General features: G+C 62.5%; 20 protein-coding genes and 1 pseudogene. 11 read left to right on the top strand and 10 right to left on the bottom strand.

Annotation, left to right across the window (positions count from 1 at the left end):
* Positions 1 to 230 precede the first annotated feature (230 nt).
* The 3 genes from GSQ90_RS26715 to GSQ90_RS26705 all read left to right on the top strand — a co-directional run bounded on the left by GSQ90_RS26715 (position 231) and on the right by GSQ90_RS26705 (position 2,403).
* A complete protein-coding gene (locus tag GSQ90_RS26715) occupies positions 231 to 1,265 on the top strand; it encodes a glutamine synthetase beta-grasp domain-containing protein (protein ID WP_158817988.1) in 1,035 nt (344 codons plus the stop codon).
* Between the two features lie 328 nt (positions 1,266 to 1,593).
* Positions 1,594 to 2,004: a hypothetical protein gene (locus GSQ90_RS32175; RefSeq protein WP_210254986.1), complete on the top strand. Its 411-nt coding sequence runs from the start codon at positions 1,594 to 1,596 to the stop codon at positions 2,002 to 2,004.
* A gap of 177 nt (positions 2,005 to 2,181) precedes the next feature.
* A complete protein-coding gene (locus tag GSQ90_RS26705; RefSeq protein WP_158817987.1) occupies positions 2,182 to 2,403 on the top strand; it encodes a hypothetical protein in 222 nt (73 codons plus the stop codon).
* A gap of 272 nt (positions 2,404 to 2,675) precedes the next feature.
* On the opposite strand, the gene GSQ90_RS32980 is transcribed toward GSQ90_RS26705, so the two are convergent.
* Positions 2,676 to 2,936, bottom strand: a complete 261-nt coding sequence (locus GSQ90_RS32980) for a CsbD family protein (protein ID WP_158817986.1) — start codon at positions 2,934 to 2,936, stop codon at positions 2,676 to 2,678.
* Between the two features lie 152 nt (positions 2,937 to 3,088).
* On the opposite strand from GSQ90_RS32980, the gene GSQ90_RS26695 reads away from it, so the two are divergent.
* Positions 3,089 to 3,349 (top strand): hypothetical protein, encoded by a 261-nt coding sequence (locus GSQ90_RS26695; protein ID WP_158817985.1) that lies wholly within the window; start codon positions 3,089 to 3,091, stop codon positions 3,347 to 3,349.
* A gap of 69 nt (positions 3,350 to 3,418) precedes the next feature.
* On the opposite strand, the gene GSQ90_RS26690 is transcribed toward GSQ90_RS26695, so the two are convergent.
* The gene (locus tag GSQ90_RS26690) at positions 3,419 to 5,377 is read right to left on the bottom strand and encodes a tetratricopeptide repeat protein (protein WP_158817984.1); all 1,959 of its coding nucleotides are present in this window, start codon (positions 5,375 to 5,377) and stop codon (positions 3,419 to 3,421) included.
* Positions 5,378 to 5,526: 149 nt separating this feature from the next.
* Here GSQ90_RS26690 and GSQ90_RS26685 point away from each other — a divergent pair, with 149 nt between their 5' ends.
* Positions 5,527 to 5,901, top strand: coding sequence for a hypothetical protein (locus tag GSQ90_RS26685; RefSeq protein ID WP_158817983.1), 375 nt, complete (start codon positions 5,527 to 5,529; stop codon positions 5,899 to 5,901).
* 79 nt (positions 5,902 to 5,980) lie between these two features.
* On the opposite strand, the gene GSQ90_RS26680 is transcribed toward GSQ90_RS26685, so the two are convergent.
* The 5 genes from GSQ90_RS26680 to GSQ90_RS26660 all read right to left on the bottom strand — a co-directional run bounded on the left by GSQ90_RS26680 (position 5,981) and on the right by GSQ90_RS26660 (position 10,545).
* A complete protein-coding gene (locus GSQ90_RS26680) occupies positions 5,981 to 6,520 on the bottom strand; it encodes an adenine phosphoribosyltransferase (protein WP_158817982.1) in 540 nt (179 codons plus the stop codon).
* Positions 6,521 to 6,703: 183 nt separating this feature from the next.
* Positions 6,704 to 7,372 carry an FkbM family methyltransferase gene (locus GSQ90_RS26675; RefSeq protein ID WP_158817981.1) on the bottom strand — a complete coding sequence of 223 codons (669 nt, stop codon included), beginning with the start codon at positions 7,370 to 7,372 and terminating at the stop codon, positions 6,704 to 6,706.
* 128 nt (positions 7,373 to 7,500) lie between these two features.
* On the bottom strand, positions 7,501 to 8,925 hold the full coding sequence (locus GSQ90_RS26670; protein ID WP_158817980.1) for a hypothetical protein: 1,425 nt from the start codon (positions 8,923 to 8,925) through the stop codon (positions 7,501 to 7,503).
* Positions 8,926 to 8,964: 39 nt separating this feature from the next.
* Positions 8,965 to 10,107: a radical SAM protein gene (locus tag GSQ90_RS26665; protein WP_158817979.1), complete on the bottom strand. Its 1,143-nt coding sequence runs from the start codon at positions 10,105 to 10,107 to the stop codon at positions 8,965 to 8,967.
* Complete coding sequence (locus GSQ90_RS26660) at positions 10,108 to 10,545, bottom strand: hypothetical protein (RefSeq protein ID WP_158817978.1); 438 nt, start codon at positions 10,543 to 10,545, stop codon at positions 10,108 to 10,110.
* A gap of 763 nt (positions 10,546 to 11,308) precedes the next feature.
* Here GSQ90_RS26660 and radA point away from each other — a divergent pair.
* From radA to GSQ90_RS26630, 6 genes are all read left to right on the top strand, one after another.
* On the top strand, positions 11,309 to 12,715 hold the full coding sequence (gene radA, locus GSQ90_RS26655) for a DNA repair protein RadA (RefSeq protein ID WP_158817977.1): 1,407 nt from the start codon (positions 11,309 to 11,311) through the stop codon (positions 12,713 to 12,715).
* A 78-nt stretch (positions 12,716 to 12,793) separates the two neighbouring features.
* Entirely contained in the window at positions 12,794 to 13,552 is a 759-nt protein-coding gene (locus GSQ90_RS26650) for a CvpA family protein (protein WP_158817976.1), read from the top strand.
* Positions 13,553 to 13,609: 57 nt separating this feature from the next.
* Entirely contained in the window at positions 13,610 to 15,085 is a 1,476-nt protein-coding gene (gene purF / locus GSQ90_RS26645) for an amidophosphoribosyltransferase (RefSeq protein ID WP_158818201.1), read from the top strand.
* A gap of 350 nt (positions 15,086 to 15,435) precedes the next feature.
* On the top strand, positions 15,436 to 15,594 hold the full coding sequence (locus tag GSQ90_RS26640; protein WP_158817975.1) for a DUF1127 domain-containing protein: 159 nt from the start codon (positions 15,436 to 15,438) through the stop codon (positions 15,592 to 15,594).
* A 159-nt stretch (positions 15,595 to 15,753) separates the two neighbouring features.
* A complete protein-coding gene (gene trmFO, locus GSQ90_RS26635; protein ID WP_158817974.1) occupies positions 15,754 to 17,142 on the top strand; it encodes a methylenetetrahydrofolate--tRNA-(uracil(54)-C(5))-methyltransferase (FADH(2)-oxidizing) TrmFO in 1,389 nt (462 codons plus the stop codon).
* Between the two features lie 336 nt (positions 17,143 to 17,478).
* A complete protein-coding gene (locus GSQ90_RS26630) occupies positions 17,479 to 18,639 on the top strand; it encodes an adenosylhomocysteinase (RefSeq protein ID WP_158817973.1) in 1,161 nt (386 codons plus the stop codon).
* 71 nt (positions 18,640 to 18,710) lie between these two features.
* Here GSQ90_RS26630 and GSQ90_RS32975 read toward each other — a convergent pair whose 3' ends face one another.
* The 3 genes and pseudogenes from GSQ90_RS32975 to avd all read right to left on the bottom strand — a co-directional run bounded on the left by GSQ90_RS32975 (position 18,711) and on the right by avd (position 20,369).
* Complete coding sequence (locus tag GSQ90_RS32975; protein ID WP_371418457.1) at positions 18,711 to 18,914, bottom strand: SUMF1/EgtB/PvdO family nonheme iron enzyme; 204 nt, start codon at positions 18,912 to 18,914, stop codon at positions 18,711 to 18,713.
* A gap of 257 nt (positions 18,915 to 19,171) precedes the next feature.
* Positions 19,172 to 20,008, bottom strand: a pseudogene (locus GSQ90_RS26620) (RNA-directed DNA polymerase); the annotation flags it as partial.
* Positions 19,998 to 20,369 (bottom strand): diversity-generating retroelement protein Avd, encoded by a 372-nt coding sequence (avd, locus tag GSQ90_RS26615; protein WP_158817972.1) that lies wholly within the window; start codon positions 20,367 to 20,369, stop codon positions 19,998 to 20,000. The gene avd and the pseudogene GSQ90_RS26620, both read right to left, overlap by 11 nt.
* Between the last annotated feature and the right edge of the window lie 79 nt (positions 20,370 to 20,448).

Genomic DNA, 20,448 nt, shown 5'->3' with positions numbered 1-20,448 from the left:
TCGCACAATAGCAGACATGCTTACGATTTGCACGAAGTGCTTTAAAAAAAATCGCGAAATGCCACAAATATAGGCAAACTCCATTATGCTTCTTTTGTCGGCGCCGCCGATCATGTGCGCCGCGCGGGCTTGGCGCGCTGGCATAAAAAATGCTCCCTCGGTAAGCCCCTGGCGGCAATATGCAATTGCGGGTGATCTGAGGACCAAATCGAAATCGTAAGAGGGTCGCAATGACAAAGTATAAGCTCGAGTATATTTGGCTTGACGGATATACTCCTGTGCCAAGCCTTCGTGGAAAGACACAGCTTAAGGACTACGACAGCTTTCCGACGCTCGAACAACTTCCTCTTTGGGGCTTCGACGGAAGCTCGACCATGCAGGCGGAAGGGCGAAGCTCGGATTGCGTGCTTAAGCCGGTGAGCGTGTTTCCGGACGGCGACCGCAAGAACGGCGCGCTCGTCATGTGCGAAGTCATGATGCCCGACGGCAAGACGCCGCATCCGACCAACAAACGCGCGACCATTCTCGATGATTCGGGCGCATGGTTCGGATTCGAGCAGGAATATTTCTTCTACAAGGACGGCCGGCCGCTCGGCTTCCCCGAGGCGGGCTATCCCGCGCCGCAGGGCCCCTATTATACCGGCGTCGGCTACAAGAACGTCGGCTCGGTCGCGCGCAAGATGGTCGAAGAACATCTCGAACTCTGCCTGTTCGCCGGCATCAACCATGAGGGCATCAACGCCGAAGTGGCGAAGGGCCAGTGGGAATTCCAGATTTTCGGCAAGGGCTCCAAGAAGGCGGCCGACGAAATGTGGATGGCGCGCTATCTCTTGCTGCGCCTGACGGAAAAATACGGCGTCGACATCGAATTCCACTGCAAGCCGCTCGGCGACACCGACTGGAACGGCTCCGGGATGCACGCCAATTTCTCGACCGCCTATATGCGCGAAGTCGGCGGCAAGGAATATTTCGAGAAGCTGATGGCGGCCTTCGAAGCGGCGCGCGCCGATCACATCGCCGTCTATGGGCCCGACAATCACATGCGGCTGACCGGCAAGCACGAGACCCAGTCGATCGATCAATTCAGCTACGGCATCGCCGACCGTGGCGCATCGATCCGCGTGCCCCATAGCTTCGCCAATAACGGTTACAAGGGTTATCTCGAGGATCGTCGCCCCAATTCGCAAGGCGACCCCTACCAGATCGCGTCGCAGATCCTGAAGACGATCTCATCGGTTGCGATCGAGAAGCAGGCCGCGGCCTGAACGAAAAGCTGCGGCGTCGCCTCAAAGGGCGACGCCGCGCCCTTTTGCGGCGCCGGTCCGCGACAGCACGGCTCACAGGCAGCCGACAGACGGCGAAAAACACCTCAGCGTCGCGCCGCCCCTCATCCGACCTTCGCTGACGCGAGGGCCCCCTTCTCCCGCTTCCCGAGAGAAGGAAGATGCGCGCCCCTTCTCTCGCGAAGCGGGGGAAGGTAGGCGCCGGATGGCGCCCGGATGAGGGGCGGCGCTAACCTGTGGCAGGTTCCGTCAGCGTCCACGCATGCCGGCGCACGAAACAAAACCTTCGCGACGCCAAGGATGAACCCTATTGGACGGCTCGAAAAAGAAATATCGCAACAATCTGCCGCTTCCCGAAGATACGACAATGCGCGGCGGGCCAGTTTTGCTCACGCCAGGCTTCTTGCGTTTCGTTGGGGAACTCCTGTTCGGCGAGCGCTGGCAAACGCCGCTGGCGCATCGGCTTGGCGAGGCGCGCGGCAAGATGCTTTCGCCCGCAACCGTCCATCGCTGGAGCATGGGGAGCCGCTCGATTCCCGATTGGGTTGGCGAGGCGCTCGCGCTTATCCTCGAAAGCGGCCAGCGGGATCTCGATCATCGCGCCAGAATGGTCGCCGGACTGGCGACGCGCATCCGAAACCCGCTCGCGCGCGACAGCTCGCCATCGAGCGATTGGGCCGGCAAGGAGCGTAGCCAAAGCCGACAAGGTTCGATCCATTAGAGCGAGACGCAGGACTAAAAGCGCGTGGTCGCCAAGCCGCCGCACGCCGTCGCACGGCGGGTCGTCGCCCCCGCGTCGATTCACAATGTCTTCCGGCGCCGGTCCTAACTTGGTCATACGAACGCCGAACTGATGCAAGATCATGGCGAGGCTGGCGGGCGTGGAAAGGAGGCCCGAATGACCCAGACCGAAAATCGGCTGGCCTATGTCGCCGAACGCGCTTACGCGCTCGCGCGGACGGGAAGCTTTGAGGATTTCGCGGCGATCGAGCAAGAGATAGCTGCGGAAGGTTTCGGCGAGGAAGTCCATTGGCTCGAGCGGCCGGCCCTTCGCAACACGCTCGATGAGATTTGCATCGTCAATCGGCGTCCTTGGCGCAAGCCGGCCAACACTCAGTGACGCCTCAGACAATCGTTCGCGCTTTCGACGATGAAACCCTCCGCGTTCAAAGTCGGTGAAAAGATGAACGTCGCCGCGATGGTGCGAAGGAAGTCTGCGCGCTGAAGCCGGCCGACCGTCGACAACGCCCGCGTTAAGCAAGATGAACTTTTGGAATCGCCGAATCCCATACGGCGCTGCGCTTTCGCCTCTTGCCGTCCGCATGAACAAAAAGGCCGCCCAGTAGGGCGGCCAAATTCACGCACGGACAAGCGGCGAAGGGTCAGCGCGCGCTATTCTTCGTCGAGGTCGCCGGCATTGGCCTCGGCGTAATCGGCCGCGCTCCTGGCCGCCTCGATTCTCGCCTTGTCGATTCTCGCCTTCAGGTCGAGGGAAGCCTTTTTGGCCTCGGCGAGCGCGTCATACGCCGCCCCTTTTGTCTGGTCGAGCTTGCCTTCGGCCTGGAGTTTCTTGTCGCCGCTCATCTTGCCGGCGGCGCTCTTGAGCGCGCCCTTGGCCTTCTCGGCCGCGCCTTTGATGTGCTCTTTGTCCATCGTCGTCGCCTCCTTTGGGGTCATCGACGCGCGTTCAATGATCCAAAATGCGATGGGTTCCATCCCTCCTCGGATATCACGCCCAACCCCGAAGTGTTGATTTGGCGCCACAGACAGATTTGCTATGGTTCGCGCAAAGGGAGGAGGCCGCCATGCCCAAAAACGATGAACGTTTGGCCTATGTCGGACGGCGCGCTTACGAATTGGCGCGCTCGGGCTATTATGAGGACTTTGCGTCGATCCAGAGGGCCCTGATGAAGGAGGGTTACGCCGACATCGTCGCTTGGCTTGAAATGCCCGGCGTGATGGCGGCGCTTGCCGAGATATGCGCCATCACTCAAGACGACGCCGCGAACGGCACAGCCGCCTTCGCAACCCGTCATCTCAACGAACGAAGCGCTTTATCGGCGTGATCCCAGGCCGGCGGGTTCGCCCTCGCTGGCGCGCGCTTGCTTGCGAAGGCGCAAACGCGACCGCTGCCTTTATTCCTGGATCCCCAGCTTCGCCAGCGCCGCTTTCGCCGCGGGAAATCCTTGCGCCGCCGCGAGTCTGAAAAACCGGATCGCTTCCGTTTGGTCTCGCAGCAGGCCGCCCATGCCATTCAGATAGGCCAGGCCCATCAAATGCTGCGCATTGGCGTTCTTCGCGTCGGCGGCCAGCTTGAAGAGACGCACGGCTTCGACATCGTCTTCCGGAACGCCGGCGGCCCCTAATCCGAGCAGGATGCCGAGATTGATCTGCGCGGAGGTCTCGCCCTGATCGGCGGCGAGACGGTAAAGGCGCGCCGCCTCCCGCTCGTCTTGGGGAAGGCCGCCAAAGCCGTTGGAATAGAAAAGCCCGAGGTGATATTGCCCGGCGGACGAACCCTGGTCGGCTGCGAGCTTGAACAGGCGCGCCGCCTCCGCTTCGTCTTTGGCCTCGCCGCCCTGGCCCTTGAATTTGTACAGACCGAGATTGACCTCGGCGCGGTCATAGCCCTGATCGGCCGAGAGTTTGAACAGCCGCGCCGCCTCCCGCTCGTCTTTCGGCACGCCGCCGCGGCCAGCCTCATAGAACAGCGCGAGATTGTTCTGGCCGACCTTGTCGCCCTGATCGCTCGAAAGCCTGAACAGCCGCGCCGCCTCGCGGTCGTCTGGGGCCAGGCCGTCCTCGCCGTCCTGGTGGAGGGTTCCGACGATCGCCTCGGCCGTGGCGTCTCCGCTCGCGGCGCCGAGCGCGAACAAGCGCGCGGCCTCCGTCTCTTCCTTGGCGAGGCCGCCGCGTCCGTTGGCGACGAATATGCCGAGCCGAACGGCGGCCATGCCGTCGCCCTTGTCGCTCGCCTGCCTGTAAAGGCGCGCCGCTTCGCTGTCGTCCTGCTTGAGGCCGCCAAGCCCCCATTCCGCGTAGCGGCCCAATTCGCCGATGGCGGCCGCATTGCCCTGGGCGGCGGCGAGTTTCAGCAACCGGGCCGCTTCGCGTTCGTCCTTCGCCAGCGCCCCAACGCCGCGGCCATAGAGCGAGGCCAGATTGACCTCCGCGCGGACATAGCCCTGATCGGCGGAGAGTTTGTAATAGCGCACCGCTTCGTGCACGTCGGCTGCGACCCCGCCGCCGCCATTCAGATAGATCGTCCCGAGGCCGTTCTCGGCGATAGAATTGCCTTGCGCGGCGGCGAGGCTGAGATAGCACACGGCTTCCTGATCGTCTTTCGGTAAGCCGCCGACGCCAGCCATGTAGAGCGAGCCCATCAGCGCCTCGGCGACGTCATTGCCCTGGTCGGCTGCGAACTTGATGAGGCGCGTCGATTCCTTTTCGTCTTTCGGCACGCCGGCGAGCCCGTCCTTCGCGTAAAGACCAAGCTGCAGCGACGCGAACGCATTGCCTTGATCGGCCGCGAGTTTGAACAGGCGCGCCGCCTCCTTCTCGTCCCTCGCCAGGCCTTCGAAGCCGTCGCGATAGAGCACGCCGAGTTGCATTTGCGCGGAGGCGGAGCCCTTGTCGGCGGCGATTTTGAACAAGCGAAACGCCTCGCCGACGTCTTTGGGCGCGCCGCGGCCTTCGAGGGTGAGAATTCCGAGGTTGAGCGCCGCGACCATGTGGCCTTGCCCGGCGGCGACCTTGTAGAGTTGCGCCGCCTCCGGGAATTGCCCGGCCCGGTCGCGGGCGCGGCCGAGATTGAACGTCAGGCGGGGATTGGCCGGATCGCTCGCCAAAGCCTTCGTGCAGGCCGCGATGGCGGCCGGCGCATCAATCTTGTCGAGGGGAACGCCGGGCGCGACACGACCGGGATCGGTCGAGGATCCCGCCAGACGATCGCATTCCCCAGCGGTTTCGGCGGACTGCGCGGCCGATGTCGTGGGCGCGGCCAGCGTCGCCACGGTCAAAATCGCGCAGGCGATCAGCCCGGTCCGGGTCGAGGCGAAAAAACTTGTCGCGGCGGGCGCCGTCAAATTTTCCATGTCGGCTTTCTCCTCGCGCGGCGCGCGCCGGGAGTTTAATGTGCGAAGCTTTACGGTCCAGGATTTTTCTGTCCGCCGCGGCGATCGCGCCTGGGGATGCCGCCTCGCGCATCGCGTCCCGTAATCGCTGGGTTCAGGGGAAATCCATCATGACGCATTCCAAGTGCATTCTCATCGCCGCGGCAATTGTCTTATTGGGCTCGGGCGCCGCGAAGGCGGATTGCACCCTGAGCCCTTTCGCATTCTTTCCCGACCGCAATGATCGCGTCGAAGTGACGGAAGTCACCGACGACAAAAGCTTCTGCGACAATTCGTTTCGCGAGGGACCCGGCTATCGCTTCACCGACGTCAGCGTCGTCGAGGCGCCGCCGCATGGATTGATCGCGACGCTGGGACCTCACCATTTCGCCTATCATTCCATGCCGAATTATCGGGGAAGCGACCAATATTCCATCCGCGCCTGCGCGACCGTCGGCGAACGCAAGGGTTGTTCGACGCTGATCTATAACGTCACGGTGCGCTGAGCGGCGCCAATGCGCCCGTTTCATCGCCGCCTTCGCGGTTAGCGCGGCAGGCCGGGTTTGTCGATCTCGTCGCGACAGATCAGTGTCCGGGGAAAGACACGAGCGTGCGTACCGGCACGCCGAGCTTGCGCAATTTATCGGCGCCGCCAAGGTCGGGAAGATCGATGACGAAGCAGGCGGCGAGCACGTCGCCGCCCATCTGCCGGAGCAGCTTGACGGCGGCCTCCGCCGTACCGCCGGTGGCGACGAGGTCGTCGACGAGGATCACCCGTTCGCCGCGCGCCAGCGCATCCTCGTGCATCTCCATTTCGTCGTCGCCATATTCGAGGGAATAGCCGACGCTGACGCGCTTGAAGGGCAGCTTGCCCTTCTTGCGGATCGGAATGAAACCAGCGGAGACTTGATGCGCCACGGCGCCGCCCAGGATGAAACCGCGCGCCTCGATGCCCGCGACCTTGTCGATTTTGCTCCCCGCCCATGGCTGCACCAATTGATCGACCGCTTGGCGGAACGCGCGCGCATCGCCGAGCAGCGTGGTGATGTCGCGGAACATGATCCCGGCCTTGGGATAGTCGGGGATCGAACGGATGGCGGCCTTGAGATCGTTTTCGGAGGTCATGGAAGGGCTCGGCCTTTCGATCCGCCCGGCGAGCGGGCGCGTGAAGCAGTCAGGCTGTTATGCCGGAGGGCGGCGGCGTAGCGCAAGCGGCTGCGGCCCGATTGCGCCCACGCTGCAATCTCGCGCCCGCCACCGTCATTGCTTCGGTTCCGTTTCATGGGCGGCGCGGATCGGCCGCCGGCTTCATCGCCGCCAGACTGCGCTTCGCGACCCCGCGATTTGGTTGGTCACGCCTTTCGCGTAGCAATCGTCGATCCCGAAAGCCGCGACATGTCGGTAACCATGCTCGAAGAGACAATCTCTGATCCGCTGCCGGACAGGTTTCCGGTTGTGTTCGACGGTTATCACTCGACACGAATATGTCTCGAAGGGAAAGCTCTCGAGAATCGCCAACTCGGAGCCCTCCGTATCCAGACTCCAATAGTCAATGACGCTCGGAGCGCCACACTCCCGGAGGACAGATTCCGGTAGCCGACACCTCTTACGAACCGTGACAAACGAACCGTCGTCGTTCTCTTGCAATGTACATATTTCGCACACGTATTGAAGATGTTGAGGATCATAGGATTCAAGGATTCCTCCCAGCATCCTGCCATTCTCGAGGAACTCGATGTCGCCTTCCCGGTCGAAGAGACATAAGTTGAGGCACTTACATCTGCGATTCTTCAGAAGCGAGGCGAACATTTCCGAATTCGGCTCGATGCAGATTCCTCGCCATCCGAACTCTTGCTCCATCATCAATGTGTTGCTCGATCGCAGGCCGTCCGCAGCGCCGGAATCCAAAAAGAATCCGCGGCGCTTCCAACCGAGCAGATCAAGCACGAACACATCCTGGCCGAATTGAGAACCCACGCGCCGCCTCCAGACCCACTATCGCGGCGCCAAATCGCATGGCGTCCGTTCGATGACGACGAGTTTCGAGATATGCGTCTTCGTTGCCTTGCAATGGCCCAGACAGCTTTGAGCCGTCGCGATTTGGTTTACCCAGTGCGAAACCGCGCAAAGCTTGCTGAGCGCCAGCCGACCCGCGAGGCCGATGACTGCGCCGCGGCGCTTGGCCGCGGCGAACCTAAATCGTCCGCTTCCTCCATCCGATCGCCGTAAAGGAAGGAAACATTGATACGGCGGTTCTCGTATCCCGCGCGAAAATCCAGCGGAGCGGTTCCGTGGAAAAGATTTGAGTTAAAGAAGATCGCGCGATTGACCTTGTAGGGGATGTAGCGCGAACGAGCGCCCCTATGTCTCAAGAAGCCGCGTATCAGCTCGGGGCGCCTGTTGTATTCGTCAAAGCTCCAAGTCAGGGGCGCTTTACAATCGTAGATATAGAGGCCGCCAGTCGCGGCGTCCCGATTGGCGCTTTCCGGAGTAATCCAGATATTCAGGTTCACGGCCGCGAAGTCGGCATGGACGGTCTCGCCTGGCAATTGCTCGCCGTATTTAAAACCCCAAAGCTGCCGGAGCGTTCGATCTCCGACTATCGCGGGGAAAGCTTTGGCCACTTCCCGCGCTATCTGAAGCAATAAAGGGCTGTTGAATCCCTCACGGAAGAACGCGCCAAAACGTCCGTGCGCATAGCGATTGGTAAACCAGATGGTCGACTCCAGGCAAAAGCTGCGAACGCTTTCGAGCGCCTCCGCCGTCAGGAAATCGTCCACCACCGCCACGCCGTTGCTATCGTTCAAATATTCCGACTCGACCGCTTCCCGGTTCCAGCTTCCCGAGAGAACATCCGGCAATTCAGGACTCTCGCGCACATGAATGAGGCGACTATATTTGTCTCCCAGCTTCCCTTCGTCTGCCGGACTTAATGGCATGCGAGCTTCGGGGCCAAGCGGCGTCAGACGTCTGATGAGATCCTCATAATGATTGATGACTTCGCAGAACTCGTCCCCTAGGATGTTGCGTTCCCGAAGGTATTCGAATTGCTCTATATCGTGCCGCAGCTTCTGTATTGTCAGAACCGGCGTCGTGATTCTGATGCGCCGGGGCGCTATCGCCCGGCCGGCCTGGGGTTCGAAGCGCTTCGCGCCATAGATAAGATCGGTCTGCAACCGAGCGGAGCGCGAGGCGAGATCCAGTTGTCCAACCCTAAGATAAGACGAAGTGCGCTGATCGAGTTCGAGGAGCACGGACCCATCCAAGGCATTCTCTCGCCGCAATATATCGCATTCGTCTCGCGCCTCCGTCCCCCGCAGCAGAAGCGTCGCCAATCGCGCGCGCGCCGCCTTGAGGCCTTTGCTCTCCTGGGCGATCCGTACGCGGAGTTCGGCAGCGGTCACGAGCGATTCGCGTTTTTCCGCTCCGTATTCGCTCTCAAGCATCGCAACATATTGCGCGGCGGCGTCAGCCAGCTCGGCGCTGCTGACGTAACCCTCATCGCTTATCGCTGGTTGAGAATCCGCCAATTCGTCGCATCCTATGCTTCGGTCTTCCGCTGCGCCGCCTTATGCTGATCCGACCGCCGAACCCACCACTTGCGCTTCGGCGCGCTTGGTCTTGCAAGACCGCGACAGCGCCTCGGGCACGAACACTTCGTCGAGCCAGGCGCACTGGACAACTTCGCCGACAACTTCCCGCCAATGGTCGCGCACGACAGCCCGGATCGCGTCGTCCTTGTAGAGCCGGTGACAGGCTTGGCAACGGTGGGCGTAGAAACCCTCCCATTCGATGGAAGGATTCTTCGACGCCGCCCACGCGACAATGCGTTCCGGTCCCTGATAATGTATCCAGAGCTTAAGGAAGTCTTCCTCCGATTCCGCGATGGCCGCTCGCAGAAAGTCCCGCTGTTTTACGGTCGCAACATTCAGCTCGGGAATGAGCCGCAAGCCTAGACCGCAGCATGCGCCCACGCGCCCATCCGCCTGAAGCGTATAGTCCCTCAAAACGCTCGCACACCCGCCGCGACTGGCGAGATTTCGTCGGGTCGTCGCGAGATCCTCGGGATAATTGTCCACGGTCTCGTGATTAAGCGGCATCCAAGGACTCGGCGAGACCGCGAGCCATTTGAGCTGTTCGGCGGTGAGCGCCTCAACGCGCGGATGGCGACGAACATCGTCCTCGCCCAAGCTGCTTTGGCCCCGCAATTCGATCATCACATGGACGCGAAACGAACGCTCGCACGCGGCGACAATCGCGTTCACGACGTGCTCCAAAGGCACGAATCTCACATGTTCGTCGCCGGTGCTGTAATTTATCTCGGACAGCCCGGCTTCGATCAGCAGGTCAAGTTTGGCGGCCGCGACAGTACGGTCCCGGGCCCAATGCGCGTTCGTGACGAGACGCACTGGAAACCGCAAGTCCCGCGCCAGCCGAATGGAGGCGAGCAGATCGTCCCAACGCATCGTCGCTTCGCCGCCGGTGAAGACAACATTATAAAAACCAAGTTTCCTCGCTTCATGTAGCGCGGCGGAGATCGTCTCGAGATCCAGTCTCGTTCTGTCTCGCGGGCTGGACAGGGTTCCGCAATCGTTGCAAGCCGCCGGACAGCCAAACGTTGGCATGATCGACAGCGTGCGGTGCCCACGATAGACGTGCGGCGGAAGTTGGCGTTCGGGGCTCGTCCGCGTTTCTGCAGGCGCGGCGATCATCTAGTCGTCCGACCCGACGTCAAGGGCGCCCGCGGCGCGCAACTGGTTGGCGTAATCGACGAGCGCTTCGACTGACGCTCTCTCCCAACCATACATTCCCACGAGAGGCGCCGAGACAAAGTCGTCCGTCCCGTCTTCAGTCCCAAGATCGGTTCCCGGGTCGGTTTCGTGTGGATCCGTGCCAAACCGTGTTCCGCCGCCGCCTGTGCCGGTAGGACCGCCGGTGCCAGTGCCGGTGCCTGTTGATCCGTGATCCGTACTAACAATCAAGCCTGTGGCAATGAACGTGCTGTGATAGATGAACAACGATGTTCCGCCGGCGAGCGAAACGATCGCAGCCTCGCCCAACGCACCCCGGATCAGGGCGAGAACGACGTGATCCCCCCCATGCTTTACGACTGCCTGAGCGAAATCCTGGATGAACCGCTGACGGGGCACGACAGCTCCGCCATTTGAGATTCCGTATTCTCGGAGCCAATCAAGCAGCGGGCGATTTGAGAGCACCGAATAAAGAAGCTGATTGCTGATGGACGCAGTCTGCGGGGGCAGCTTTCGGCCTTCGACATATTCGGAAATAATTTGGCTCGGGTCGGTGACGAATTGCTCACGGAGAAGCAAATCCGTCGACATCGCCCTGAAAAGCGCATCGGTTCTTCGAGCAAGAGCCGAAGCTCGCAGCACAAGCGGCTCTCGGAAGGGCTCGCCTCCGCGCGGCGATGCTGCTGATCCAGGATCGGTCGGCTCCATACGGGCCTCACAACTTGCTGAATATGGTACTTAAGTAATCATCCGCGTAGCGCCCAGTCAAGAACAATACTTGTGCAGACTGGAGATAGGAACCCCCAATGCGCCTGGATCGTTGAGGACCCGTTGAGCCGTTCAAATTCCATCCCTCATCGACGAGGGCGGCCGCTCTGGTCGCGATCCGACGATGCGGCTTTTTCGCGCGTCGCGCCGGGAAGCCTCGTGGGGCGCATGGCGCGTGAGGCCCTCTCTGGTCTCTGGCGAAGGGGAATTATCGGCGCCATTCAAGTCAATATAGCTGAGATATCGTAGCGCAACATATTGATATTGTATTAGTTTTTATTAGATGACGACGTGATCAATCCCCTCATCGACCCGAGGCGCGAAACCTCCTGCGCCCTGCCCTATCCCCATCGCCGTTCTCGACATCCTCTCGCGAATCCTGCACCGCTCCTTCATGGCTAAATCAAAGACCCTGTTCGTCTGCCAGAACTGCGGCGCGATCACACAGCGCTGGCAGGGCAAGTGCGAATCCTGCGGCGAGTGGAACACGATCGTCGAGGAGGCGGTCGCCGCCGGCATCGCCGCCTCGCGCAACCGCAGCGCCGGCCGCGCCTTTCCGCTCGAAGGGCTGACTGGGGTCGCGCGGCCCGAGGCGCGCATCATCACCGGCCTTGGCGAACTCGATCGCGTGACGGGAGGCGGCTTCGTCGCCGGATCGGTCGCGCTGATCGGCGGCGAGCCGGGCATCGGCAAATCGACGCTGCTGATCCAGGCCTGCGCCTCGCTCGCCCGCCAGGGCGGCCGCGTCGTCTATATCTCGGGCGAAGAATCGACATCGCAGGTGCGTCTGCGCGCCGCGCGGCTCGGCCTCAGCGACGCGCCCGTCGAACTCGCCGCGCAGACCGGCGTCGACGACATTGTCGCGACATTGGGCTCGGGCGACCGGCCAAGATTGGTGGTGATCGATTCGATCCAGACGATGTGGAGCGACGCGATCGAATCGACGCCGGGAACGGTGAGCCAGGTGCGCGGCTCGGCGCAGGCTTTGATCCGCTTCGCCAAGGCGAGCGGCGCCGCGATCATTCTGGTCGGCCATGTCACCAAGGACGGACAGATCGCTGGGCCGCGCGTCGTCGAACATATGGTCGACGCGGTGATGTCGTTCGAGGGCGAGGGCGCTCACGCTTTTAGAATCTTGCGCGCATCCAAGAACCGATTCGGCGCCACCGACGAGATCGGCGTGTTCGAAATGACAGGCGCGGGGCTCAGCGAAGTCGCCAACCCCTCCGCTTTGTTCCTCGCCGGCCGCGATGGGGCGAGCCCGGGGGCGGCGGTGTTTGCGGGGATTGAAGGCGCGCGCCCGCTCCTGGTCGAAATCCAGGCCCTCGTCGCGCCCACGACGCTGGGCACGCCGCGCCGGGCGGTGGTGGGCTGGGATTCCTCGAGATTGGCGATGATCCTCGCCGTGCTGGAGGCGCATGGCGGCTTGAAGCTTGGCCAATATGACATCTATCTCAATGTCGCGGGCGGTCTCAAGATCGCCGAGCCGGCCGCCGATCTGGCGGCGGCCGCCGCGCTTGTCTCCTCGCTGGTCGGCGTCAGCCTGCCTCACGATGCCGTCTATTTCGGCGAGATCGGCCTCTCTGGCGCCATCCGGCCTGTCGCGCATGCGGGATTGCGGCTGAAGGAAGCGGCCAAGCTCGGCTTCACCCGCGCTGTCGCGCCCGCTTCCGCGGACAGGCAAGGCGCCGGGACTGCGAAGCTTACAATGAGTCCGGTGTCGTCGGTGGCGAGCCTCGTCGCCGAAATCGCAGCGGCGGGAATAGCCGTGAACAAAGACCGTAACAGGGTGACGAAGTGAACGGGCTTCGCTATAAGCGGCGGGCGCGGGCATTCAGTCACTAGCGCGAAGCGCGAAAGCCATGCGAGGCCCATTGAAATGCCCTCTTATCTCGACCTCGGACTGATCATTATCATTCTTGTTTCGGCGCTTCTGTCGATGGTGCGCGGCTTTACGCGCGAAGTCCTGGCGATAGGCTCGTGGGCGGCGGCGGCGGCGGCGGCTTATTTCTTCTATCCCAATCTCGTGCCCTATGTGACGCCCTACATCCATAAGGAGCCGCTCCCGGCGGTGATTTCGGCGGCGGTGATCTTCTTCGTCGCGCTGATCGTGGTTTCGATCCTCACGGTGCGCATTTCCGACGCCATCCTCGACAGCAAGGTCGGCGCGCTCGATCGTTCGCTGGGCTTTGTCTTCGGCGCCGTGCGCGGCTTCCTGCTTGGCGTCGTCGCCTTCGCGATTTTCAATTGGCTGGTCGCGGAAAAGCAGCAGCCCGAATGGGTCAAGAACGCCAAGACGCGGCCGATATTGATGCAGACGGCCGATCGCGTCATCGCTTTGCTGCCCGACGACGCCGAACATACGATCGAGGGCTGGTGGAAGAAGACGAAGACGGCGGCCCCCGCCGACGATGCGCCGCTGCCGCCCGATGAATCCAACGACGTCAAAAGCCCCGATATGACCGCGCCCGCGGCTGCGCCGCCCAAGAAGACCGAAGCGCCCGCTCCGACGCCCCCCGCGGCCACCGCCAACACCGTCGCGCCAACCGACAAGCAGAAACTCGACGCGATCCTCAACAAACCCACCGCTCTGCCCAACAAGCCCGCCGTGCTCCCCACGCCGCCAGCCAAGCCTTGACGAGGCCGCGGGCGGACACCAAGTGGGTCGGCGGGCGATGAACCAAGCGAGGCCGCCATCTCCAGTCCCCTGACAGCCAGAGATTGCGATTTCGATCTCGATGGCGACCGCCTGCGCGAAGAATGCGGCGTGTTCGGCATTTTCGGCCACCCCGACGCCGCCGCGATCACCGCCCTCGGTCTGCACGCCCTGCAGCATCGCGGCCAGGAGGCGGCGGGCATTGTCTCGTTCGACGGCCAGCGGTTCCAGTCCGAGCGGCGACAAGGGCTGGTCGGCGACCATTTTTCCAATAGCGCGACGATCGAGCGATTGCCCGGCTCTTCCGCCGTCGGGCATGTCCGCTATTCCACGACGGGCGGCACGATCCTGCGCAATGTCCAGCCGCTGTTCGCCGAACTCGACGGCGGCGGCCTCGCGGTCGCCCATAACGGCAATCTGACCAATGGACTGACGCTTCGGCGCGAATTGATCCGCGACGGCGCCATCTGCCAATCGACCTCCGACACCGAAGTGATCCTGCATCTGGTCGCCCGCTCGCGACGGCCGCGCGTGATCGATCGCTTTATCGAATCCTTGCGCCAGATCGAAGGCGCCTATGCCCTGGTCGCCCTCACCAACAAGAAGCTGATCGGCGCCCGCGACCCGCTCGGCATCCGCCCGCTGGTGCTTGGCGAACTCAACGGCTGTCCGATCCTCGCCTCGGAGACCTGCGCGCTCGACATTATCGGCGCGAAATTCGTGCGCGACGTCGAAAATGGCGAGGTCGTGGTGATTTCCCGCGAGGGCGTGCAAAGCCTGCGGCCCTTCCCGGCCCAGCGCATGCGCCCATGCATCTTCGAATATATCTATTTCGCGCGGCCCGACTCGATCGTGCATGGACGCTCCGTCTATGACGCGCGCAAGGCGATGGGCGCCGAACTCGCGCGCGAAGCGCCCGCCGACGCCGATGTGGTCGTGCCGGTGCCCGATTCAGGCGTGCCGGCGGCGCTCGGCTATGCGCAGACCTGCGGCATTCCCTTCGAGCTCGGCATCATTCGCAATCATTATGTCGGCCGCACCTTCATTCAGCCGACTCAGGCGATCCGCGAACTCGGCGTTCGCCTCAAACACAACGCCAATCGCTCGGTGATCTCCGGCAAACGCATCGTTCTGATCGACGATTCGATCGTCCGCGGCACGACATCGGTGAAAATCGTACAGATGATGCGCGACGCGGGCGCCGCCGAAGTGCATTTCCGCATCTCCTCGCCGCCCATCACGCATCCCGATTATTATGGCATCGATACGCCCGAGCGCGACAAGCTCTTGGCCGCGCGTATGAATCTCGAGGAGATGCGCGATTTCATGGGCGCCGACAGTCTCGCTTTCCTGTCCGTCGATGGCACTTACCGCGCGATGGGCTATCCCAGGCGCGACGATGCGCAGCCCCAATTCACCGACCATTGTTTCACCGGCGATTACCCGACCCGGCTGACCGATGTGGTCGGCGAGTCGGCGAAACAGCAATTGTCGCTGCTGGCGGAAGCCGGTTAAGACGGGCCAAAAGGCTGTCTCTCCTAAGCATCAGGCGCCAAGATTGTTGCATCGCAGCATCACCCGCCATGAAATTTCCGCATTTTTAAGCTGACCTTCAAAATCCAATATCACTCAACTTCGCCAATTTTGTTGATATTCCACTGCATTTTTGATCGATCATGATCGATCCGATCTAAATTTTGAAGATTTTATTAAAATAGCTATGCGCTAATCGCATGACTGGTGGACGATCTTTCGTCTTCTAATCCTCATGTTCATCGATTATGTTGCAACGCACTGGCTGAGGCGATCGTCCATTCGGGATGCGCTGAGCCGACAGAACATTGGCAAGAAAAAAGGAGAGGCACATGACCTCGATCAAGACTATCACTGAGAAGCTGAACGCCTGGCGCCGCTACCGCGAAGCCGTGCGTGAATTGTCCCGCCTGAACGACCGTGAATTGAGCGACATCGGCATTCGCCGTGGCGACATCGAATTCATCGTGCGTCAGAGCATCGCCGCCTAATTGACGGACAACGCGGGAGAGGCTGACTTCCCTCCCGGTCGCAAAGCCCCCCGCGTATCGAGCGCCCGCCGGATCCTCCCCCGGCGGGCGTTTTTTTTGCGCGAGCCGCCAAGCCGAGGCGCGATTGACTAGGCCGCCTGGCTTTGTGACAAGCGGGCGATGAAACCCATTCATGTCATCGGCGGCGGCCTCGCCGGCTGCGAAGCGGCCTGGCAGATGGCGCGCGCCGGCGTTCCCGTCGTCCTCCACGAAATGCGCCCCGAGCGCGGCACGGAGGCGCACCGGACCGACGGGCTCGCCGAACTCGTCTGCTCGAACTCTTTCCGCTCGGACGATGCCGAAAACAATGCGGTTGGCGTCATTCATCGCGAAATGCGCGCGATGGGCTCGCTGATCATGCGCAGCGCCGACGCGCATCAGGTGCCCGCCGGCGGCGCTTTGGCGGTCGACCGCGATGGTTTTTCGGCGGCGGTGGAAGCGGCGATCCAGCAGGAGCCGCTGATCGAAATCGTCCGCGGCGAAGTCGCGGCCATTCCGCCTGACGACTGGGACAGCGTCATCATCGCCACCGGCCCCCTGACTTCGCCCAATCTGGGCGCCGCGATCGGCGCGCTGACGGGCGAAAAGGAGCTGGCCTTCTTCGACGCGATCGCGCCGATCGTCCATCGCGATTCCATCGATATGACCAAAGCCTGGCTGCAATCGCGTTATGACAAGACGGGGCCGGGCGGCACCGGCGCCGATTACATCAATTGTCCGCTTGACCGCGACCAATATGAAAATTTCATCGAGGCGCTGCTCGCCGCCGACAAGACCGAGTTCAAAGGATTTGAGGGCACGCCTTATTTCGACGGCTGCCTGCCGATTGAAGTGATGGCCGAGCGGGGGCGCGAAACCCTACGGTTTGGACCGATGAAGCCGATCGGCCTGACCAATGCGCATCAGCCAACGGTCAAGCCCTGGGCGGTCGTGCAATTGCGCCAGGATAATGCGCTCGGCACGCTCTATAATATGGTCGGCTTCCAGACCAAGCTCAAATACGGCGAACAGGCGCGGGTGCTGCGCGCCATTCCAGGGCTGGAGAGTGCGGAATTCGCGCGGCTCGGCGGCCTGCATCGCAACACTTTTCTGAATTCGCCGCGCCTGCTCGACCCGCTGCTGCGCCTCAAAGCGATGCCGCGCCTGCGCTTTGCGGGGCAGATCACCGGCTGCGAGGGCTATGTGGAAAGCGCAGCGGTCGGCTTGATCGCCGGGCGCCTCGCGGCGGCGGAAAGGCTGGGGCTTCCCGCGGTTGTTCCGCCCGGCACGACCGCGATTGGCGCGCTGCTCAACCACATCACCGGCGGCCATATCGAGGCGATCGACGCCGGCCCCCCGTCGTTTCAGCCGATGAACGTGAATTTTGGCCTGTTTCCGCCGATCGAGGGGCCGAAAGCCGACGCCGACGGCAAGCGGCTGCGTGGACCGGAGAGGGGAGCGGCGAGGAAGCGGGCGCTGTCGGAAAGGGCGCGGATCGATATGGACGCGTGGCTGCGCCCGGCTTCGTGACGCCCGAACGAAGGCGGTCTGCGCTGGGCTCAGCGCCACGCATCCATTGATTGCTTGAAGGCGATTATGCGCAAGAGGAATTCGAACTCAAGGACGGCCCCAAAGCCCGTCGCTTGTGACGGGCGTCTTTCGACGCCCTATGGGGCCGCCGCCTTCGGCGGTCGCCTAAAGGCGATCCTTGACTTCGAATTCCTCTCGCGCTCCGCTCCGCCAAGCAAACAATGGACACATCTGCCTCAACCTCCATCTCACTTCTCATGAGTTCGCCTCAGATTGGCAGGGCGTTCGCCCTGACTCGCTGCGCGCGCTCGTCCTCTCGACAAAGGCCCGTCCCCCATGCCGCCATCCGAAACCAAGACGCGAATCGACTGGATCGCTTCAAGTTGCCGCCTGCTGCAATCGACGGCGGCCGAATTCGCGCGGACCCGGCCCTTCACCGGCCTGACGATCGGCACGGCGATCCATCTTGAGCCGAAGACGGCGGCGCTGCTGACGACGCTGCAAGCGGGCGGCGCGCGCCTTGTCGCGACGGGCAATCTCAACAGCACGCAGCCTGAAACGATCGCGTACCTCAGCGCCCACGATATCGCGGTCATTGGCGAGCAGACGACCGACGCTGCCGCGCATGGCCGCTTCCTCGACGCCATTCTCGCCGAAAAGCCCGACCTGCTGCTCGACAATGGCGGCGACCTCTTCGCGCGCGTCGCGGAACGCGGCTATCCCGCGCTGCGCGGCGGCACGGAAGAGACGACATCCGGCCGCGCCCGCCTGGCGCCGCTGAGAGACGCGATCAAGGTTCCCGTTCTCGTCATCAACGACAGTCCGATCAAGCAATTCGCCGAGAACAGGCACGCCGTCGGCCAAAGCCTGTTCGAGAGCTATATGCGGTTCACCAACCGCAGCACCAACGGCAAACGCGTCACGGTCTTTGGCTATGGCGCCTGCGGCAAGGGCGTCGCCGCCTGCTTTCGCAACGCCTATAGCGTGGTCAGCGTCGTCGACGTCAATCCCGTGACGACTCTTGAGGCGCATCTCGACGGATTCGCCACGCCGTTGCGCGAACAGGCGATCCGCGGCGCCGATGTGCTCGTCACCGTCACCGGCGCGCCTGATATCATCACGGCCATCGATCTGCCTTTGCTGAAAGACGGCGCGATCCTGATCAACGGCGGCCATCTGCCGCACGAGATCGCCGTCGCGGCGATCGCCGCCGACAAAAGCGTCGTCGAGACGATGCGCTATCCCTCCGAGGGCATCGAGACGTTTCGCTTCAGCGACGGCAGAACGATCCATGTGCTGGGCGAAGGGCATATGGCCAATCTCGCGGGACCGCGCCCGCTCGGCAATTCCGTGGAATCGATGGATCTGGGGTTCACGCTGCAGGCGCGCTGCCTGGAGCGGGTGGCGCATGGAATCGGCCCCGGCCATTGCGTCGTCCCCGTGCCGGCCGACATCGATGCGGCGGTGGCGGAGGCTTATCTAGCGATCAACCGGTGAGAGGCTGGATGGATGCGTTCTCGGCGCCGTTATCGCGCAAGCGCCCCGCCTGACGGCCGCGAGGACCAACGTCAGGCGGGGTTACTTCCTGTCATGACGGCCCCTGGACGCTTCCTCGCGCGCCCGCGCCGTCCTTGGACGGCGCGGCTCCGGCATGATGGGAGCGTACTGGAGAGGCGAAAGCCGATGTTGTCGTTGCGATTGTCCGGCTCGTTCCTGTTGCGATTTGCCGAGCGGAGGTTCCTCGGATTGTTGTTCCAGGAACCGCCGCGCAGAGCCCGCAGGGCCTTTGGGGACCGTCAGGCTTCAGCGACGATTCGAAAGGACCGCCGCGGAAGAGGGTCTGACGCAAGCGCCAGGTGTCGGCATGTTCGGCATGTGCGATCCAAGCCCGAACGCGCGGCGCGATCTCTTCGAACGTGACCGCGCCGGCGTTGAACCGGTCGCGCATGGCGCGGTAGCGGCCACGGAATCGCGCTACATTGTCTTCCGGCAATCGGCGACGCCCGTCATTTGCCAAGACGATGCCGAGGAAGGCCGACGGCTCCCGCGTGGACACTGCCGCAGTCTTACGAGGATGCAACAACAGTCGGCGGCCGGCGAGAAATTTTTCAATACGGATTCGCCAACCGCAAAGCGTTTCCAGATCGTCGTGAAAGAGCGCGAAATCGTCGACGTAGCGCAGGTAGCCGCGAACGCGCAGCACTTCCTTCACGAAATGATCGAGCGGGTCGAGATAGACGTTGGCGAAAAACTGGCTCGTCAAATTGCCGATCGGCAACCCGCGCCGCCGCTCGTAGGGCGCCCACAGCGTGTCGCCTGGGAAGTAGACATCGACCGGCTCTTGACGATTCGAGCCGTCGACGATCGCGTCCAGGACGGTCAGGATTTGGTTGTCATCAATCCTGCGCCGAAGGTCGGACTTCAGAATTTCGTGGTCGATGGCGGGGAAATATCGAAAGATGTCGCAGCGCAGCACATGTACGTTGCGGCGCGCGAACTGCTCGTAGCGATCGATGGCGGCATGAGTGCCTTTGTCCCTGCGGTTGGCGTAGGAATCGAAGATGAAGCCGCGCTCGAACACGGGCTCGACGACGGCGCAAAGCGCATGATGCACGACCCGGTCGCGAAACGCGGCGGCGGAAACGATGCGCGGCTTGGGGTCGCGAATTTCGAACGCGACATATTTGCCGGGACGCCACGTCCCCGCCAGCAATTCTCGCTCCAGACGCAGGCACTCGGTCTCCAGATCGGCCAGAAAAGCTGTGACGCCCGGGCTTCTCCGTTTGCCGCGCGCGGCGCGCAGAGCCGCCGGGCGCAACGCGCGGAAACTGACGGCGCGACGGAAATCGAGCGTGTCAGGCGGCATGTTCGGCACGGTCCCTTCTCGCCCACCCCCCAATCATGCGGCCGATTTCATCGAGCGCCCTCGCCGCAAACTCGAAACGATCCTGGTCGAGAAAGCGCAGATCGACGGCGATTCGGAAGAGGTGGCGCAATTTCTCGACGCCAAGGTTGGCGCTTTGCAGATGCGCCTGTCGCGCCTTTGTGTAAGTCGCCTCGATGAGGCGATCGAGAACATCCAACGCCGTCGCCTGGATACGGTCCCCAAGGAGAAACTTCTGGCTTCGGGGAAAGCGCTCAACGGTCGGCACGAGCCAGCGAATGAAGCCATTCAACGCTTCCAGCGCCGGGCTGACTTTCCTGTCCGCAGATCCCGCGTGTCCCAAACGATCACTCTCGCCGATTCGTCCGTATGCGGTTCAATTTTAGCCAGTCCGAACAGGCGCGAAACAAAATAATCAACAT

This window comes from Methylocapsa sp. S129 (assembly GCF_009765995.1).
Taxonomy (GTDB): Bacteria; Pseudomonadota; Alphaproteobacteria; order Rhizobiales; family Beijerinckiaceae; genus Roseiarcus.
This window is presented reverse-complemented; position numbering and strand designations above follow the sequence as displayed.

Excerpts from the sequence above, each read along its gene's own strand:
- GSQ90_RS26715 (WP_158817988.1), top strand. The coding sequence starts at position 231 with ATGACAAAGTATAAGCTCGAGTATATTTGGCTTGACGGATATACTCCT.
- GSQ90_RS26705 (WP_158817987.1), top strand. The coding sequence starts at position 2,182 with ATGACCCAGACCGAAAATCGGCTGGCCTATGTCGCCGAACGCGCTTAC.
- GSQ90_RS32980 (WP_158817986.1), bottom strand. The coding sequence starts at position 2,936 with ATGGACAAAGAGCACATCAAAGGCGCGGCCGAGAAGGCCAAGGGCGCG.
- GSQ90_RS26695 (WP_158817985.1), top strand. The coding sequence starts at position 3,089 with ATGCCCAAAAACGATGAACGTTTGGCCTATGTCGGACGGCGCGCTTAC.
- GSQ90_RS26690 (WP_158817984.1), bottom strand. The coding sequence starts at position 5,377 with ATGGAAAATTTGACGGCGCCCGCCGCGACAAGTTTTTTCGCCTCGACC.
- GSQ90_RS26685 (WP_158817983.1), top strand. The coding sequence starts at position 5,527 with ATGACGCATTCCAAGTGCATTCTCATCGCCGCGGCAATTGTCTTATTG.
- GSQ90_RS26680 (WP_158817982.1), bottom strand. The coding sequence starts at position 6,520 with ATGACCTCCGAAAACGATCTCAAGGCCGCCATCCGTTCGATCCCCGAC.
- GSQ90_RS26665 (WP_158817979.1), bottom strand. The coding sequence starts at position 10,107 with ATGATCGCCGCGCCTGCAGAAACGCGGACGAGCCCCGAACGCCAACTT.
- radA (WP_158817977.1), top strand. The coding sequence starts at position 11,309 with ATGGCTAAATCAAAGACCCTGTTCGTCTGCCAGAACTGCGGCGCGATC.
- GSQ90_RS26650 (WP_158817976.1), top strand. The coding sequence starts at position 12,794 with ATGCCCTCTTATCTCGACCTCGGACTGATCATTATCATTCTTGTTTCG.
- GSQ90_RS26640 (WP_158817975.1), top strand. The coding sequence starts at position 15,436 with ATGACCTCGATCAAGACTATCACTGAGAAGCTGAACGCCTGGCGCCGC.
- trmFO (WP_158817974.1), top strand. The coding sequence starts at position 15,754 with ATGAAACCCATTCATGTCATCGGCGGCGGCCTCGCCGGCTGCGAAGCG.
- GSQ90_RS26630 (WP_158817973.1), top strand. The coding sequence starts at position 17,479 with ATGCCGCCATCCGAAACCAAGACGCGAATCGACTGGATCGCTTCAAGT.